The 15,613-nt window shown below is 63.0% G+C and carries 18 protein-coding genes; 16 read left to right on the top strand and 2 right to left on the bottom strand.

Annotation, left to right across the window (positions count from 1 at the left end; translation table 11 throughout):
- The first annotated feature begins 4 nt into the window (after nucleotides 1-4).
- On the top strand, nucleotides 5-1,420 hold the full coding sequence (locus tag KFE19_08240; protein QUO39452.1) for a MerR family transcriptional regulator: 1,416 nt from the start codon (nucleotides 5-7) through the stop codon (nucleotides 1,418-1,420).
- Nucleotides 1,421-1,609: 189 nt separating this feature from the next.
- Here KFE19_08240 and KFE19_08235 read toward each other — a convergent pair whose 3' ends face one another.
- Entirely contained in the window at nucleotides 1,610-1,849 is a 240-nt protein-coding gene (locus tag KFE19_08235; protein QUO39451.1) for a helix-turn-helix transcriptional regulator, read from the bottom strand.
- A gap of 100 nt (nucleotides 1,850-1,949) precedes the next feature.
- Here KFE19_08235 and KFE19_08230 point away from each other — a divergent pair, with 100 nt between their 5' ends.
- The 14 genes from KFE19_08230 (at nucleotide 1,950) to KFE19_08165 (ending at nucleotide 14,270) form a co-directional block, all read left to right on the top strand.
- On the top strand, nucleotides 1,950-2,123 hold the full coding sequence (locus KFE19_08230; protein QUO39450.1) for a hypothetical protein: 174 nt from the start codon (nucleotides 1,950-1,952) through the stop codon (nucleotides 2,121-2,123).
- Between the two features lie 181 nt (nucleotides 2,124-2,304).
- Entirely contained in the window at nucleotides 2,305-3,882 is a 1,578-nt protein-coding gene (locus KFE19_08225) for an ATP phosphoribosyltransferase (protein QUO39449.1), read from the top strand.
- On the top strand, nucleotides 3,879-5,177 hold the full coding sequence (gene hisD, locus KFE19_08220) for a histidinol dehydrogenase (GenBank protein ID QUO39448.1): 1,299 nt from the start codon (nucleotides 3,879-3,881) through the stop codon (nucleotides 5,175-5,177). The genes KFE19_08225 and hisD overlap by 4 nt, the downstream gene beginning before the upstream one ends.
- Nucleotides 5,177-6,238: a histidinol-phosphate transaminase gene (locus KFE19_08215; protein ID QUO39447.1), complete on the top strand. Its 1,062-nt coding sequence runs from the start codon at nucleotides 5,177-5,179 to the stop codon at nucleotides 6,236-6,238. The genes hisD and KFE19_08215 overlap by 1 nt, the downstream gene beginning before the upstream one ends.
- Nucleotides 6,239-6,255: 17 nt before the next feature.
- Nucleotides 6,256-6,843, top strand: coding sequence for an imidazoleglycerol-phosphate dehydratase HisB (gene hisB, locus KFE19_08210; GenBank protein QUO39446.1), 588 nt, complete (start codon nucleotides 6,256-6,258; stop codon nucleotides 6,841-6,843).
- Nucleotides 6,844-6,855: 12 nt separating this feature from the next.
- On the top strand, nucleotides 6,856-7,470 hold the full coding sequence (hisH, locus tag KFE19_08205; GenBank protein ID QUO39445.1) for an imidazole glycerol phosphate synthase subunit HisH: 615 nt from the start codon (nucleotides 6,856-6,858) through the stop codon (nucleotides 7,468-7,470).
- A 20-nt stretch (nucleotides 7,471-7,490) separates the two neighbouring features.
- Nucleotides 7,491-7,961, top strand: coding sequence for a pyridoxamine 5'-phosphate oxidase family protein (locus tag KFE19_08200; protein QUO39569.1), 471 nt, complete (start codon nucleotides 7,491-7,493; stop codon nucleotides 7,959-7,961).
- Between the two features lie 27 nt (nucleotides 7,962-7,988).
- Nucleotides 7,989-8,702 (top strand): 1-(5-phosphoribosyl)-5-[(5-phosphoribosylamino)methylideneamino]imidazole-4-carboxamide isomerase, encoded by a 714-nt coding sequence (hisA, locus tag KFE19_08195; GenBank protein ID QUO39444.1) that lies wholly within the window; start codon nucleotides 7,989-7,991, stop codon nucleotides 8,700-8,702.
- Complete coding sequence (gene hisF, locus KFE19_08190) at nucleotides 8,702-9,457, top strand: imidazole glycerol phosphate synthase subunit HisF (protein QUO39443.1); 756 nt, start codon at nucleotides 8,702-8,704, stop codon at nucleotides 9,455-9,457. Before hisA ends, hisF begins: the two co-directional genes overlap by 1 nt.
- A gap of 818 nt (nucleotides 9,458-10,275) precedes the next feature.
- Nucleotides 10,276-10,911 carry a bifunctional phosphoribosyl-AMP cyclohydrolase/phosphoribosyl-ATP diphosphatase HisIE gene (locus KFE19_08185; protein ID QUO39442.1) on the top strand — a complete coding sequence of 212 codons (636 nt, stop codon included), beginning with the start codon at nucleotides 10,276-10,278 and terminating at the stop codon, nucleotides 10,909-10,911.
- Nucleotides 10,908-11,729: a histidinol phosphate phosphatase gene (locus KFE19_08180; protein ID QUO39441.1), complete on the top strand. Its 822-nt coding sequence runs from the start codon at nucleotides 10,908-10,910 to the stop codon at nucleotides 11,727-11,729. Before KFE19_08185 ends, KFE19_08180 begins: the two co-directional genes overlap by 4 nt.
- A 125-nt stretch (nucleotides 11,730-11,854) precedes the next feature.
- Nucleotides 11,855-12,517 (top strand): HAD family hydrolase, encoded by a 663-nt coding sequence (locus KFE19_08175; GenBank protein QUO39440.1) that lies wholly within the window; start codon nucleotides 11,855-11,857, stop codon nucleotides 12,515-12,517.
- Nucleotides 12,518-12,948: 431 nt separating this feature from the next.
- Nucleotides 12,949-13,509 (top strand): sigma-70 family RNA polymerase sigma factor, encoded by a 561-nt coding sequence (locus KFE19_08170; protein QUO39439.1) that lies wholly within the window; start codon nucleotides 12,949-12,951, stop codon nucleotides 13,507-13,509.
- Entirely contained in the window at nucleotides 13,506-14,270 is a 765-nt protein-coding gene (locus KFE19_08165) for a hypothetical protein (GenBank protein ID QUO39438.1), read from the top strand. Before KFE19_08170 ends, KFE19_08165 begins: the two co-directional genes overlap by 4 nt.
- A 342-nt stretch (nucleotides 14,271-14,612) precedes the next feature.
- Here KFE19_08165 and KFE19_08160 read toward each other — a convergent pair whose 3' ends face one another.
- On the bottom strand, nucleotides 14,613-15,011 hold the full coding sequence (locus tag KFE19_08160; GenBank protein QUO39437.1) for a hypothetical protein: 399 nt from the start codon (nucleotides 15,009-15,011) through the stop codon (nucleotides 14,613-14,615).
- Between the two features lie 200 nt (nucleotides 15,012-15,211).
- Between KFE19_08160 and KFE19_08155 the strand changes: the two genes are divergently transcribed.
- A complete protein-coding gene (locus KFE19_08155; protein ID QUO39436.1) occupies nucleotides 15,212-15,604 on the top strand; it encodes a transcriptional repressor in 393 nt (130 codons plus the stop codon).
- Nucleotides 15,605-15,613: the final 9 nt, after the last annotated feature.

Below are 15,613 nucleotides of genomic sequence, written 5' to 3'. Positions count from 1 at the left end.
CGGGATGACCAGCAAGGAGATGGAGGTGCGCTCCGGTGTGCCCCGGGCCAACATCCGCTACTACGAGGCGGAGGGGCTGCTGAGTCCCCGGCGGGCGAAAAACGGCTACCGGGAATACAGCGAGAAAGACCTGGAGACGTTGGAGAAGATCAAGCTGCTGCGGCGGCTGGGGGTCAGCGTGGAGGAGCTGCGGAACCTGCGCCGGGGGACGGAGGCTCTCCCCGCCGTGCTGGACCGGCGTCTGGCGGAGCTGGAGGGCGAGCAGGCGTCGCTGGAGCGGGTGCGGCAGGTGTGCGGCGCGGTCCGCTCAGCGGGGGTCGGCTTCGACGCCCTGGACGCCGGGCGGTACCTCCGGGACCTGGACGCCCCGGCCCTGCCGGAGAAGAGCGGGGGGACCTGGTGGCGCCAGCCGGAGGCGCCGCCCCTGCCGGCGGCGGACACGCTGCCCACGGTCGGCAATCCGGTCCGGCGGTTGGTGGCCCGGTCCATCGATGAGACGCTGTATCTGCTGGTGTTTCTGATCCCCCTGGCGCTGTCCTCCTACGGGCTGGACGCGGGCAGCGAATGGTTCGCGTTTTTGCTGTCCAAGCTGCTGGAACTGCTGGCGGAGCCGCTGCTGCTGCACCTGTTCGGCACCACCCCGGGCAAGGTCCTCATGGGCCTGCGGCTCAGCCGACCCGGCGGCGGGCGGCTGTCCGTGAAACAGGGGGCGGCCCGCCTGGCGGGGATCTATGGCTGTCAGATCCTGCTGGCCATTCCCGTGGTGGGCTGGTTCGTGCTGTACCGGTGCCTGAAGCGGTGCGTGGAGGACGAGCCTCAGCCCTGGGACCGGGAGACCGCCTACCGCAGCGTCAGCGAGGCATATCCCTGGTGGCTGGTGCTGCTGGGACTGGGCCTTGCGGGGCTCATCGCCTATATGGTGCGGTGGACCCAGGCGACTTTGCCGCCCAACCGGGGAGACCTGACGGTGGCGGAGTTCGCGGAGAACGTCAACCAGCAGAAGGCATATCTCGATGGCTATGTGGACGGCGCCATGGACACGGCGGGTCAGTGGGAGGGCTATCGGGACGCGCACCGCTTCTGGAAGCAGACGGAGTTTTCCTACCAGACGGAGGGAGACGTGGTGACGGCCGTGACGGTGCGGGCGGATGGGACGCTGGATATGAGCTATCCGCTGACGCTGCCCCAGTCCGCGCTGGCGTCGGCCATGGCCCTGGCCTGGGCGCAGGAGGGCGCGCCCTTCTGGAAATCCAGCCGGGACCGGCGGCTGGAGGAGCTGGAGCGCATGGGCGTGGGAGACTGGACGATCCAGTGGGAGGGCCTGGAGATCACCTGCGACGCGGATATGCGGTGGGTGACCGGGTCCACCACCGAGGCCCTGTGGGGGACGGTGACCCTCACCCTGGCGCTGGAAAAATAAAAAGCCTTCCCCTTTGGGGGAAGGCGGCGTTTGCGGAGCAAATGACGGATGAGGGCCCGCTGACCGGCGGATTTCCGGGATGCGGCCCCTCATCAGGCTCGCTGCGCTCGCCGGCTTCCCCCCCAGAGGGGGAAGCCTTGGGGCGGGCGGCTGCGGCAGAAAAACCGGGAGGCCTTCACGGCCTCCCGGTCAGTCGTCCTGGGCGAACAGGGCGTTGTAATCCACGTGCAGGACCTCCGCCAGCTTGTCGATCTCATAAACGGAGGTGGCCCGATAGCCGATCTCAATCTGCCCCACCATGCTTTCCGTCAAGTCGCAGCCGACGGTTTGCAGCCGGGCGGCCAGCTCCTTCTGGGTCAGCCCCCGCAGCTCCCGGTAGTATTTCACTTTTTTGCCGATATTGCGGCTGAGAGGCGTACTCCGTTTCAAAATAACACTCCATATACATAATGAGATATCTTGATTTTATGTGCGGAGCGTGTTAATTTTATTATGTATATCTAATGAAAAGAAAAATGGAGGCGACAACATGGATCTCGACAAAATTTACATTCGTCCCCAGCCGTACAGCAGGCCTCTGCGGGACATCGCCCGCATCCTGGAGGAGCGGACCAGCGACGCCGAGGCGCTGGAGCAGCTGCGGATCTTTTTGATCCGAAGCGGCATCCCGGTGAAGGAACCGCGCCGGTCGGACGGGGAATGATTGCAAAGAAACGATACAGGGTGTAAAATACACCCTGTATCGTTTTGTTTGCGCCTGGAAATTTGTGCAAATCGGAAAATTTCGTTTGCTACCGAATTACCGCTTTACTTTGCTAATAAAATAAAGTAAAATGGACCCCATGAAAAAACGGGGCCGCAGGCCCCTTTGGGAGGACGCATCCATGGAACTGGATCTCAACATTCTCAAGCCCCAGGAGCGGGTGTCTTTGCAATTGCGGCTGCTGTACGAGCGCGCGGGCTTTTCCAAGTACCACATGGGCCGCTTCGAGGAGTACGGGCTCTATCAGGAGAACCGGCGCTTCCTCTCCAGCGAGCAGGTCATCACCTTCACAGATCTGGACGGGCGGCTGCTGGCCCTCAAGCCGGACGTGACCCTCTCCATCGCCAAGAACGCCCAGGTGGAGAGCGGCGGCTGCGGACGCTACTATTATATGGAGAACGTCTACCGCCCCAGCCAGGAGAGCCACACCTTCCGTGAGATCAGCCAGATGGGCCTGGAGTGCATCGGCGCCGTGGACGACGATGCCACCGCCCAGGCCGTGTCCCTGGCCCTGCGGAGCCTGGCCCTGACGGAGCGGGACTTCCTGCTGGAGATCAGCCACATGGGCTTCGTGACGGGGCTCTTTGACGCCGTGGGCGCCGGGGAGGCGGCGCGGCCGAAGCTGCTGACCTGCATCCGGGACAAGAACCGCCACGAGCTCCAGAAGGCCGCCGCCGCGGCGGGCCTCTCCCGCCAGGGCACGGACGCCCTGTGCCGCCTGGGCGAGCTGGCGGGACCCTGGGAGCAGGTGCTTGCCGCCGCGGAGCCCCTGGCCCTCAACGCGGCCATGGGCGACGCCCTGACGGAGCTGCGGACGCTGTGTGAGGCCCTGGAGGGCACCGACGGCACCGCCAACGTGAAACTGGACCTGTCTCTCGTCAACGACATGGAGTACTACAACGGCCTGGTCCTCCAGGGGTATCTGGCGGGACTGCCCCGGGCGGTGCTGCGGGGCGGCCGGTACGACCCTTTGGCGGAGCAGTTCCGGCCCGGCGCCCGGGCCATTGGCTTTGCGCTGTACTTAGACGAGCTGGACCGGCTGGCCGACGCCCCGGCGGAGACGGACGGGAAGGTCATGCTGAACGTGGCCCTGCCCAAGGGCCGCCTGGGCGACAAGGTCTACGATCTGCTGGCAGGCGTGGGCTACGGCTGCCCGGAGAACTACAACGACACCCGCAAGCTGGTGGTGGAGAACCGGGAGGCCGGGATCCGCTACTTCCTGGTCAAGCCCAGCGACGTGGCCATCTATGTGGAGCACGGCGCCGCCGACATCGGCATCGTGGGCAAGGACATCCTGGCCGAGTCCGGGGCGGACGTGTACGAACTGCTGGACACGGGCCTTGGCAAGTGCCGCATGTGCGTGGCCGGGCCCAAGGACTTTGCCGAGGACCAGAGCCGGGCGCTGCGGGTGGCCACCAAGTTCGTGAACATCGCCAAGGCCTACTACGCCGCCCAGGGCCGGGACATCGACATCATCAAGCTCAACGGCTCCATCGAGCTGGCCCCCATCCTGGGCCTCAGCAACGTGATCGTGGACATCGTGGAGACGGGCACCACCCTGAAGGAGAACGATTTGAAGGTGCTGACGGAGTTCATGCCCATCTCCGCCCGGTTCATCGCCAACCGGGCCAGCTACCAGTTCAAGCACCGGGAGATCGGCACGCTTCTGAAAAAACTCACGGAGGTGACGGACCAGTGATCCGGATCTTAGATTGGGAGACGATCCGGCCGGAGGAGATCCTCAACCGGGACATCCGGGCGGAGGCGGACGTGGGCGCCGCCGTGGACGCGGTGATCGCCGACGTGCGGAAAAACGGCGACGCGGCGCTGCTGCGGTACACGGAGCGGTTCGACGGCGTGTCCTTGACGGCCCTGGAGGTGACGGCGGCGGAGATGGACGCGGCCTGGGCCGCCCTGGACGAGGACTTCAAGACCACTCTCCAGATGGCGGCGGACAACATCCGCCGTTTCCACGAACGGCAGGTGCACAATGACTTTGTTCTCACCGACCGGCCCGGCATCGTCATGGGCCAGCGGTACACCCCTATCCGGCGGGTGGGCGTGTGCGTGCCCCGGAGCCCGGAGGCCTTCCCCTCCACCATATTGATGAACGTGATCCCCGCCCGGATCGCGGGCGTGGAGGAGATCTTCGTGGTGACGCCGCCGGACCAAACCGGCGCCGTCAGCCCGGAGGCCCTGGCGGCGGCAAAGATCGCCGGTGCGGACCGGATCTTCAAGGTGGGCGGCGCCCAGGCGGTGGCGGCCCTGGCCTACGGCACCGAGACCATCCCGGCGGTGGACAAGGTGGTGGGCCCCGGCGGCATCTTCGTGGCCACCGCCAAGCGGAAGGTGTTCGGCCAGGTGGGCATCGACATGATCGCCGGGCCCAGCGAGATCCTGGTGCTCTCCGACGGGGACAGCGACCCCGCCTGGGTGGCGGCGGACCTGCTGAGCCAGGCGGAGCACGACGTGTGCGCCTCCGCCGTGCTGGTGACGGACAGCCGCCCCCTGGCCCAGGCGGTGCAGCGGGAGCTGGAAAAGCAGCTCGCGGCCCTGCCCCGGCAGGACATCGCTGCAAAAGCGCTCAACGACAACGGCAAGATCATCGTGACCGCGGACCTCTCCGCGGCGGTGGAGGCGGTGAACCGCATCGCCCCGGAGCACCTGGAGCTGTGCGTGGCGGACCCCTTCGCCCTGCTGCCTCAAATTCGCAATGCCGGCAGCGTGTTCCTGGGCCGCAGTGCCCCGGAGGCCCTGGGTGACTACTTCGCCGGGCCCAACCACACCCTGCCCACCTCCGGCACCGCCCGGTTCTCCAGCCCCCTGGGGGTGGACGACTTCCGCAAGCGGTCCAGCTTCCTCTACTACACCCGGGAGGCCCTGGCGGAGGCCGCCCCCCGGATCGCCGAGTTCGCCCGCCGGGAGGGCCTGGAGGCCCACGCCCGGTCGGTATTGAGCCGCCGCCAGACCAAGGAGAAGGGAGAAACCGATTGATGAGCCGCTTTTTGTCCGCCGAGGCGGAACGCCTCGCACCCTATACCCCCGGGGAACAGCCCCGGGACCAGAAGTACGTGAAGCTCAACACCAACGAGAGCCCCTTCCCGCCTGCCCCTGGCGTGCTGGAGGCCGTCTCCCGGGGCGAGGTGAAGCGGCTGAACCTCTACTCCGACCCCACCTGCCAGGCGCTGAACGACGCCATCGCCCAGCGGTACGACCTGCGCCGGGAGAATGTCCTCACCGGCAATGGCTCCGACGAGATCCTGGCCTTTGCCTTCCGGGCCTTCTGCGGGGCGGGAAAGCCCGTGGCCTACGCCGATATCACCTACGGCTTCTACAAGGCCCAGACGGCCCTGTTCGGCCTGGACAGCCGCATCGTCTCCCTGCGCCAGGATTTCTCCCTGGCGGTGGAGGACTACCTGGACTTCCCCGGCACCGTCGTCATCGCCAACCCCAACGCCCCCACCGGCATGGCCGTGGCGGTGTCCGACATTCGGAGATTGCTGGAGGCGGACAAAAACCGGGTGGTGATCGTAGACGAGGCCTATGTGGACTTCGGCGCCGAGAGCTGCGTGCCCCTGGTCCGTGAATACGACAACCTGCTGGTGACCCAGACCATGTCCAAGAGTCGGTCTCTCGCCGGCGGGCGGGTGGGCTTCGCCCTGGGCTGCGAGGCGCTGATCGCGGACCTGAACCGGGTGAAGTACAGCTTCAACCCCTATAACGTCAACCGCCTGTCCATCCTGGCCGGCACCGCCGCCATGGAGGACGGGGACTACTTCGCCCGCTGCTGCGCCGCCATTGAGGAGAACCGGGACTGGACGGTCCGGGCCCTGACCAAGCGGGGCTTCACCATCCTGCCCTCCCTGGCAAATTTCCTCTTCGCCAAAAGCGACCGTATCGGCGGCGAAGAGCTCTACCGGAGACTGAAGGCGGCGGGGGTCCTGGTGCGGTGGTTCGACAGCGACCGCATCCGGGACTATGTCCGCATCACCATCGGCTCCCGCCAGCAGATGGAGACGCTGGTAGAGCGGATCGACCGCCTGCTGGCGGAATAAAGGAAGGAGGACGCGCCATGCGCACTGCTGACATTCAGCGCAACACCCAGGAGACCCGCATCCGCCTGAGCCTGTGCCTGGACGGCACCGGAAAGAGCGACATCGCCACCGGCGTGGGGTTCCTGGACCACATGCTGACCCTCTTCGCCCGCCACGGGGACTTCGACCTGACGGTCCGCTGCGACGGGGACACGGAGGTGGACGGCCACCACAGCGTGGAGGATATCGGCATCTGCCTGGGCAAGGCCTTCTCCCAGGCCCTGGGGGACAAGCGGGGCATCTGCCGCTACGGCCAGTTCCTGCTGCCCATGGACGAGACGCTGGTGCTGTGCGCCTGCGACCTCTCCGGCCGGGACTATCTGGGCTGGGCCGTGGAATTGCCCGCCGCAAAGGTGGGGGACTTTGACACGGAGCTGGCCAAGGAGTTCTGGCTGGCCTTCGTCCGCAGCTGCCCCGGTTCCATCCATATCCGGCAGATGGCCGGGGAGAACACCCACCACATCCTGGAGGCGGTGTTCAAGGGCATGGGCCGGACGTTGAAGGCCGCCGTGGCCCTGGACGAAAAGCACCTGGGGGAGATCCCCAGCACCAAGGGCACGCTGTAAGGAGGGCTGACCATGATCGCCATTGTGGATTACGGCGTGGGCAACCTCTACTCCCTGGTCTCCAGCCTGCATCACCTGGGCCTGGCGGCGGAGGTCACCGGAAAGGCGGAGGACCTGTGCGCCGCGGACCGGATTGTCCTGCCCGGCGTGGGCGCCTTCGGCGACGCCCGGGCCAAGCTGGACGCCACGGGGCTGGTGCCGGTGCTGCTGGAGGAGGCAGAGAAGAAGCCGTTCCTGGGCATCTGCCTGGGGATGCAGCTGCTCTTTGACCGGAGCTTTGAGTACGGGGAGCACCCGGGCCTGGGGCTGGTGCCCGGCGAGGTGGCGGACCTGCGGGAGGACCTTTCCGACAAGACGCTCAAGGTCCCCCACATGGGCTGGAACAGCCTGGAATTTCAAAAGAAGGACGATCCCCTGCTGCGGGATGTCAGCGACGGGGAGTATGTCTACTATGTCCACAGCTTCTACGCCCGCCGCTGCGCGGAGAGCACCTCGGCGGTGTCCCGGTACGGCAACGTGGCCGTCACCGGCGTGGTCCGCCAGGGCAACGTCTGGGGCACCCAGTTCCACCCGGAGAAGTCCGGGGACACGGGGCTGCGGATCCTGAAGGCCTTCGGTGAGCTGTGAGGGAGGGACCTATGAGACCCATGAGACGCAAGGACCGGGCCGTCACGGACCCGGCAAAGATCCGCGCCGTGCTGGCGGAGTGCCAGGTGTGCCGCCTGGGCCTGCGGGACGGGGAGCGGGTGTATGTGGTGCCGCTGAACTTCGGCCTGGCGGAACGGGAGGGCAAGCAGTTCCTCTACTTCCACGGGGCGAAGGAGGGCCGCAAGGCGGACCTGATCCGGCAGGGCGGCTGTGCCTGCTTTGAGATGGACACTGGCTACCGCCTCCAGGGCGGGGAGCAGGCCTGCGACTACACCGCGGCCTTCCGCAGCATCATCGGGGAGGGGACCGTCGCCGAGGTGACGGACCCTGCCGAGAAGGAGACGGGGCTCAGCGCCGTCATGCGCCAGTGCACCGGGCAGGACCGGTGGACCTACGGCCCGGCCATGCTGGATGCCGTGGGGATCTTCCGGCTGGAGGTGGAGAGCCTCACCTGCAAGGAACACCTGTGACGCCATTTGAGATGGGAGAGAACGCCTATGGATATTTTTCCCGCCATTGACCTGCGGGGCGGACAGGTGGTCCGCCTCTACCAGGGGGATTACGACAAAGAGACCGTCTACGCCGCGGACCCCTGCGCCGTGGCCCGGGACTTCCTGGCCGCCGGGGCGAAATGCCTCCACGTGGTGGACCTGGACGGTGCCCGGGACGGCACCCTGGCCAATTTTGACTCCATCGCCGCCATCGCCCGCCAGGGCGGGCTGTACATCGAGGTGGGCGGCGGCATCCGGGATGAGGACCGCATCCGCCGCTACCTGGACCTGGGGGTGGGCCGCTGCATCCTGGGCACCATCGCCGTAAAGGACTTCGCCTTCACGGAGCGCATGGCCCGGAAGTACGGCGAGCGTATCGTTGTGGGTGTGGACGCCCGGGACGGCTACGTGGCCGTCAGCGGGTGGAAGGAGCTGTCCGCGGAAAAGGGCGTGGACTTCTGCCGCCGCCTCCGCTCCGCCGGGGTGAAGGCCGTCATCTACACCGACATCAGCCGGGACGGGGCCGAACAGGGGACGAACCTGGACCTCTACCGGGAACTTTCCAAAATCGACGGCCTGGCCGTCACCGCCTCCGGCGGTGTCAGCAGCATCGAGGAGCTGCGGCAGCTGAAGGCCATCGGCACCCAGGCCGCCATTCTGGGCAAGGCCCTGTACACCGGGCGGCTGGATTTGAAAACCGTCATGAAGGAGGTGGGCTGATGCTGGCCAAGCGGATCATCCCCTGCCTGGACGTGAAGGACGGACGGGTGGTGAAGGGCGTCAATTTTGAGGGCCTGCGGGACATGGCGGACCCGGTGGTCATGGCCCGGTTCTACAACGACTCCGGCGCCGACGAGCTGGTGTTCTACGACATCACCGCCTCCGCCGAGGGCCGCAAGCTCTTCACCGACATCCTCCGCCGGGTGGCGGCGGAGATCTTCATTCCGCTGACCGTGGGCGGCGGCATCCGCTCCGTGGAGGATTTCGACCGGGTGCTCAAGTGCGGCGCCGACAAGGTGTCCGTCAACTCCGGCGCCATCGCGGACCCCTCCATCATCGCCGCCGCCGCCAAGAAGTACGGCGACCAGTGCGTGGTCCTCAGCATGGACGTCAAGCGGGTGGACGGACAGTTCCGCCTCTTCGCCAAGGGCGGCCGGGAGGACACCGGCATCGACGCCCTGGACTGGGCGGTCCGGGGCGTGAACGACGGCGCCGGGGAGATCGTGCTGAACTCCATCGACACCGACGGCGTGAAGCAGGGCTTCGACCTGGAGATGCTGGACGCCCTGGCGGAGCGGGTGCACGTGCCCATCATCGCCAGCGGCGGCGCCGGGAACATGGAGCATTTTGCGGAGCTGTTCACCCACCCCGGCATCGATGCGGGTCTTGCGGCCTCCATTTTCCACACCGGAGAGGTGGACATCAAGGACCTCAAGCGCTACCTCCGCGCCCGGGGCGTGGAGATGCGGATCTGAGCCTGCCCTGCTGCCGGCGGGCCGGGCGGGAGCGCGGGCTTCCCGCGGGGGATCCGCCCCCATTTTCTTTTCGGCAAGACGAAAAGACTGCGCCTGCAGGCGCGTGCCGGAGGCCAACCGCCGTAGGCGGCTCTTAGGCCGGAGGCAAACGGCCGCGGCCGGTCAAAAGAAAAGATGCCGGGCGGCAAAGCGCCCCGTCCGGGGCTTATTTGCCGAAGCGCGAGGCCGTGCGAATCGGCTTGCGCTGAATCGACGGCCCCGTCGACCCTGCGCCTTGCCTCGGTGGTCGAAATACCTTGGAGCCGCATAGACTGTGCGGCGGAGGGACGGGGTGCTTTTCGGATCGGCCAGCGTCTCTTTCCGCTGCCGCTCACCTGGTGCTGGCGGAGCGCCCGGCGGCGGGCCGATATGGAATCAGCCCCTACGGCAGACCGGAAGCCCCGGCATCGCCGTACTCCCGTACCCGCCGGGGCAGCGCCTGGCGCAGCGGAAGGCGCGGAACGAGAAGCAGGGGATAAATGCGATTTTGCACCCCGTCTGCCCGCCGCAGTCGTTATGCGGGGCCGGGGCCCTTCGATCGCCGGAGAACGGCGCAGGGACGGCGGGACCATCGACGCCCGCCGCACCGCTTCGCACGACCCCCGTATTTGCCGGACCTTGCGCCGACGGCGCAAGGTTTGGCACTAAACGTTTTCTTTTCCACCGCTCCGGCGGCGACTTTTCTTTGACAAGACAAAGAAAAGTGGGGCCGGAATCCCCGGGAACCTCCCGGTATCCCCTCCCAGCGAGGAAACCTTTCAAAAAGGAGCGTATCCACCATGGAACTGAAATTTGACGAAAAGGGCCTGATCCCCGCCATCGTCCAGGACCACTACACCAAGGAGGTCCTGACCCTGGCCTACATGAACGCCGAGAGCCTGGCCATCACCATCGACGAGGGCCGCACCTGCTTCTGGAGCCGCAGCCGTCAGGAGCTCTGGCGCAAGGGCGAGACCAGCGGCAACGTGCAGCGGGTGGTGTCCATCACCGCCGACTGCGACGCCGACGCGTTGGTGGTGGAGGTGGTCAAGGCCGGTCCTGCCTGCCACACCGGCGCGGAGAGCTGCTTTTTCCAGCCGGTGTATCTGTCCGAGGAACTCAAGCAGTTCAGCTATGAGGGTCTCTACCACCTGATCGAGGGCCGCAAGACCGACCCCAAGGAGGGCAGCTACACCACCTACCTCTTCAACAAGGGCCTGGATAAGATCCTCAAGAAGGTGGGCGAGGAGTGCACCGAGGTCATCATCGGCGGCCGCAAGGAGGACAGGGAGGAGACCATCTACGAGATCGCGGACCTGACCTACCACGTCATGGTGCTGATGGTCCAAATGGGCATTTCCGTGGAGGACATCACCCGGGAGCTGGAAAAGCGCCATGTGGTGGACCACAAGGTCAAGCAGGAGCGGATGCAATGAGGATCTGCACCGTCCACACCCACTCCACCCTCTGCGACGGGAAGAACACCCTGGCGGAGATGGCCCGGGCGGCCTTTGAAGCCGGAGCGGTGACCTTCGGCGCCTCCGGCCACAGCCACACCGATATCCCCTGGGACCAGGGCAACGTGCTGCCGGAGGACCCGTCCGCCTACCGGGCGGAGGTGCTGCGGCTGCGAGAGGAATACCGGGGGCGGATGGAGGTACTGCCGGGCATCGAGCAGGACAGCCAGTCCTCCCAGCCGGTGCCGGACTGGGCGGCGTACTGGATCGGCTCCGTCCACAACCTGTACGATCCCCGGACCAGGCAGTACCACTGCGTGGACTGGGACGCGGACCATGTTGCGGCCTGCCTGCGGGAGATGTTCGGCGGGGACGCCCTGGCCATGGCGAGGGGGTATTTTGCCGACGTGGCCGCCATGGCGCGGCGCAGACCCACCATCCTGGGCCACATGGACCTGATCGTGAAGCTGAACCGGGACGGCCGCTTCTTCGACGAGGCGGACCCGGCCTACCGCGCCGCGGCGCTGGAGGCCCTCCACGCCGCGGACCCGGACGCCACGCTGCTGGAGATCAACACCGGCGCCATGGCCCGGGGCTACCGGGACACGCCCTATCCGGCGCTGTTCTTGCTGCGGGAGTGGCGGGCGATGGGCGGCCGGGTTATCCTCACCGCCGACGCCCACAGCGCCGCCGGGATCGTCCACGCCTACGATCAGGCGGCGGAGCTGGCCCGGGCCGCCGGGTTCCGGGAGCACACCCTTCTGACCAGCCGGGGCCCCATGCCCGATTTCCTGTGAGAATATCCCCTGCGAAATCCATAAAAAAGGCGCGGCATCCGCCGCGCCTTTCAGTTTGTCTGACACTTGTGAAGCGTCGGTAAAGTTGCTAAAATAGACGGGAATTTACGAAATGAGGTGCGCCTATGTACCAAACGGTGATTTTCGATCTGGATGGAACGCTGCTGGACACCCTGGAGGATCTGGCGGACGCCGGCAACTGGGTCTGCCGCCGCAACGGCTGGCCGGAGCACTCCCTGGAGGAGTTCCGGTCCATGGTGGGACACGGGATCCCCAATCTGGTGGAGCGGTTTTCCCCGGAGGGCTGCCGCAGCCCCCTGCTGATGGTGAACACCCTGGCGCAGTTTTCCCAGTACTACGGCGCCCATAATATGGACAAGACCCTGCCCTACGCGGGAATGGAGGAGTTGGCGGCGGAGCTGAAGAAACGCGGCGTGCAGATGGCGGTCTACTCCAACAAGGCCGACGACTTCAGCCGTCAGATCGTGGAGCACTTTTTCCCCGGCGTATTTTCCCTGGTGCGGGGAAAGGTCCGGGGCGTTCCGGTGAAGCCGGACCCCACCGGCGTGCGGCAGGTGCTGGCGGAGCTGAACGCTGACCCGGCCGCGACCCTTTTTGTGGGGGACAGCTCCGTGGACATGGAGACGGCCCACAACGCGGGCCTTCCCGCCTGCGGCGTCACCTGGGGCTTCCGATCCCGGGAGAGTCTGGAGGCCGCCGGCGCGGAGTTCCTGGCGGACACGCCGGAGCAGCTGGCCGCCGTGATCCTGGGCAAAGAGAAAACCTGAACAGCGGGATGCGGCCTGTACGCGCATCCGAAAAAACGGGAGCAACGGCTTATGCCGGGGCTCCCGTTTTGATGTAGACAGCAAAACCGGTCAGCTTACGCGACGGGAAGGAAGAGCGTTGCGAGAGGAACCCAGGAGGGTTCCTTTCGTTTTCAATCATGCGTTTTTAAAACCGCTTGTCCCAATTCGACTTTGTGTTCCCGGCCATAGGCCAATGAATATTACTTGAATACGACCTATAAATATGCAGAGACACTCAGAAATGAGTGTCTCTATCGTTCATAACTTGATGGTAGTCCTATTGCTATATACTGCAGTGATAACAATATGGTATTATTGGATAGAAAAAAGTTTGAAAAAATGTGTGAGATTTAAGTTCAAAAGTTGTGTATATAGGTGAAAAGGTAAATAAGGAAGCGAGGTGAAAACCGATGGATGATGCACAGATAGTCCAATTATACTGGGATAGAAACGAGCAGGCCATCCATGCCACATCTGACAAATACGGGAACTATTGTACCTCGATTGCTAAGAATATACTGGGCAATCAGGAAGATGCTGAAGAATGTGTCAACGATACCTACTTAAACGCATGGAACGCCATGCCGCCTCACAGGCCAAGCATTCTGTCCGCATTCCTTGGGAAAATCACAAGAAACCTGTCATTCAACAGGTATAAACACAATACCGCCGACAAACGGGGCGGCGGAGAAATCCCTGCGGTTCTGGAGGAACTTTCGGACTTAGTATCTGGCAAGGATGATGTTGAGCAGGCATTTGACCAAAAGGAACTCACGAAAGCCATTGATACATTTTTGGATCGTCTATCACCAAAGAAAAGAAGCATTTTTATCAGCCGATACTGGTACACAGATAGTATTTCAGAAATTGCTGTCCGACACAATATGAATGATGGAGCAGTATCAATGACCCTTAACCGCATCCGCCTAAAACTACACAACTACCTTTTAGAAAGGGGCTTTGAACTATGACGAATGAAAAACTGTATGAAGTCCTCGGTGACATCAATGAGAAGCATATCAACGAGGCAAGGGCATATCACAAAGCAAAGAAGCCCGGCTGGGTAAAGTGGGGAGCTATGGCGGCTTGTTTGTGCTTGATGGTACCATTAACCGCATTTGCTATTGATACAATTCAATATAATGCGGCAGTCGATTATCTGAATTCCCTCGGTATTCCTGTTGAAGATTTGGGCGACTACTCCCACAAAGAAATAAAAGAAGCAGTAAAAACCATCGATGCTGGAGAAAGTAGTCCATTAACCGAAGAAATCCTTAACCTATTGCCAGGTAACGAAGAGCAGATTGACGTGCCGACACAAGTAACATCTGAACAGATAAGAGAATTAGAGCCAGCTATGACAAGAGAAGAAGTCCTTTCCCTTTTGGGCAATACACAAGATATTGGTTCTGGCATCTATATTTATGTTTATGAAGTAGACGGAGAATATTTGTTGCACATTCCATTTGCAAGTGATGGTGCTCAATTAGGTGTTACAGGCGAAGATTTATTAAAGGCATTGACCCCTATTTCTGGGGATATAGGTTCTAATGGAACCATTGAATTTAATGGACAGTCATTCAGCAAATCTGACTTGACCGAAGAAACTCTTGAATGGCTTGAATGGTATAATTCCTTGTCGCCAGAAGAACAACTTGCTGTTAGTTCAATTCCTGCCGAACTATATACCGATGACGGTGCAGGAACACTTGATTCAAACGCAGAAGAATAACTTTGTTTCCCCACAAGGGCAGCCGAGAAAATCGACTGCCCTTTTTCCATGCCTACGGGCAGAAAGGAGCGACCAGCTATGACGAAACCAAGAGAGAAAACTCGCAAGGAATTGACTTTCAAGACTTGAGGTGGTGGGGGGGGGAATCATATGCCCCAGATGAATATTTCTGCATCGGCTTCTGGATTTTAGTCTACGGGAACACAGAAGGGAATTGGGAGAACCGCTTTGGGGTTTGAAAAATGTTTGCAGCCTGTTGAAAAAACTCTTTCGGCAGGCTGAACGGGGACCCCGGCTTATGCCGGAGTCCCCGTTTTTTCACGCCTCCAGGAACAGGCGCGGTTAAGTGGCGCCGGGTGTATGGGCGTTTTCGCCGTCCGTCAGGTCGCCGTCGGTGTCGTGGACGGAGCCGTTGCGCACCATCTGATCATAGCTGGCGCCGCTGTCCGTCAGATCGTCCACGCCTCGTTCCAGGTCATCTCCGAGGTCGTTCATGCCGTCCTCCAGATCACCCAGAACACCGTCATCGCCGGCATCCGTGGAATGGTCGTTCTCCATGCCGGTGCCGTCGTCCTGGTTGCGGTCAGAGCTGTCATCGCCCGTCAGAGCGCTGTCGTTCTGATCCGTCACCATGCCGTCGGTACCGTCTGTGGTCCCGGCGTCCTTGTCGTCTCCGCCGCAGCCGGCCAGGGTAACAGCCAGCAGACCGGAGACCAGCAAGAGCGCGAATTTTCTTTTCATTGTGCTCCTCCCTTGATGCGGGATGGTTGTGCGCGATACCCAGTGCCTATTGTCTCCGGCCGGCGTCGATTTATGGCTGGAAAGTTTCTCCGCAGCGGACAGAAAAATTATGGGTAATTTTTTTAAAAAATGCTTGCAATTTGAAGAGAAATGTGTTATATTAATAATAGCAATCATTACTGATTAAGAAAGGGGTGCCCATGGCAGAACGACGCTTCTCCCATCAGCGGGAGCAGATCTACCAGGCAGTGTACGGCCGAAAGGACCACCCCACGGCGGAGATGGTCTACCAGCAGCTCAAACCCGAGATGCCCCGGCTGAGTCTGGGGACGGTATACCGCAACCTCCACCAGATGGCCCAGGAGGGCCGCCTGCGGGAGCTTCCGGGACCGGTGGTTCGCTTTGACGGCGATACCACGCCGCACACCCATTTTCAGTGCGCCTGCTGCGGCCGGGTGACGGATATGGAGTCCGTCCCCTATGACAGCGCGCTGGATCAGGCCGCCGCTGAAAGCGGCTGGCAGGTAAATGGACATATTTTGGTATTCACCGGATGCTGCCCCGCCTGCGCGGCGCAGCGGGAACCGGCTTGAGTATACAAA

Source organism: Dysosmobacter sp. Marseille-Q4140 (genome assembly GCA_018228705.1).
GTDB lineage: Bacteria > Bacillota > Clostridia > Oscillospirales > Oscillospiraceae > Oscillibacter.
Note: the sequence above shows the minus strand (reverse complement) of the source record. Positions and strands in the feature narration are given on the sequence as shown.

Coding starts and splice junctions, on each gene's coding strand:
- KFE19_08240 (QUO39452.1), top strand. CDS start 5: ATGACCAGCAAGGAGATGGAGGTGCGCTCCGGTGTGCCCCGGGCCAAC.
- KFE19_08230 (QUO39450.1), top strand. CDS start 1,950: ATGGATCTCGACAAAATTTACATTCGTCCCCAGCCGTACAGCAGGCCT.
- KFE19_08225 (QUO39449.1), top strand. CDS start 2,305: ATGGAACTGGATCTCAACATTCTCAAGCCCCAGGAGCGGGTGTCTTTG.
- KFE19_08215 (QUO39447.1), top strand. CDS start 5,177: ATGAGCCGCTTTTTGTCCGCCGAGGCGGAACGCCTCGCACCCTATACC.
- hisB (QUO39446.1), top strand. CDS start 6,256: ATGCGCACTGCTGACATTCAGCGCAACACCCAGGAGACCCGCATCCGC.
- hisH (QUO39445.1), top strand. CDS start 6,856: ATGATCGCCATTGTGGATTACGGCGTGGGCAACCTCTACTCCCTGGTC.
- KFE19_08200 (QUO39569.1), top strand. CDS start 7,491: ATGAGACGCAAGGACCGGGCCGTCACGGACCCGGCAAAGATCCGCGCC.
- hisA (QUO39444.1), top strand. CDS start 7,989: ATGGATATTTTTCCCGCCATTGACCTGCGGGGCGGACAGGTGGTCCGC.
- hisF (QUO39443.1), top strand. CDS start 8,702: ATGCTGGCCAAGCGGATCATCCCCTGCCTGGACGTGAAGGACGGACGG.
- KFE19_08185 (QUO39442.1), top strand. CDS start 10,276: ATGGAACTGAAATTTGACGAAAAGGGCCTGATCCCCGCCATCGTCCAG.
- KFE19_08180 (QUO39441.1), top strand. CDS start 10,908: ATGAGGATCTGCACCGTCCACACCCACTCCACCCTCTGCGACGGGAAG.
- KFE19_08175 (QUO39440.1), top strand. CDS start 11,855: ATGTACCAAACGGTGATTTTCGATCTGGATGGAACGCTGCTGGACACC.
- KFE19_08170 (QUO39439.1), top strand. CDS start 12,949: ATGGATGATGCACAGATAGTCCAATTATACTGGGATAGAAACGAGCAG.
- KFE19_08165 (QUO39438.1), top strand. CDS start 13,506: ATGACGAATGAAAAACTGTATGAAGTCCTCGGTGACATCAATGAGAAG.
- KFE19_08160 (QUO39437.1), bottom strand. CDS start 15,011: ATGAAAAGAAAATTCGCGCTCTTGCTGGTCTCCGGTCTGCTGGCTGTT.
- KFE19_08155 (QUO39436.1), top strand. CDS start 15,212: ATGGCAGAACGACGCTTCTCCCATCAGCGGGAGCAGATCTACCAGGCA.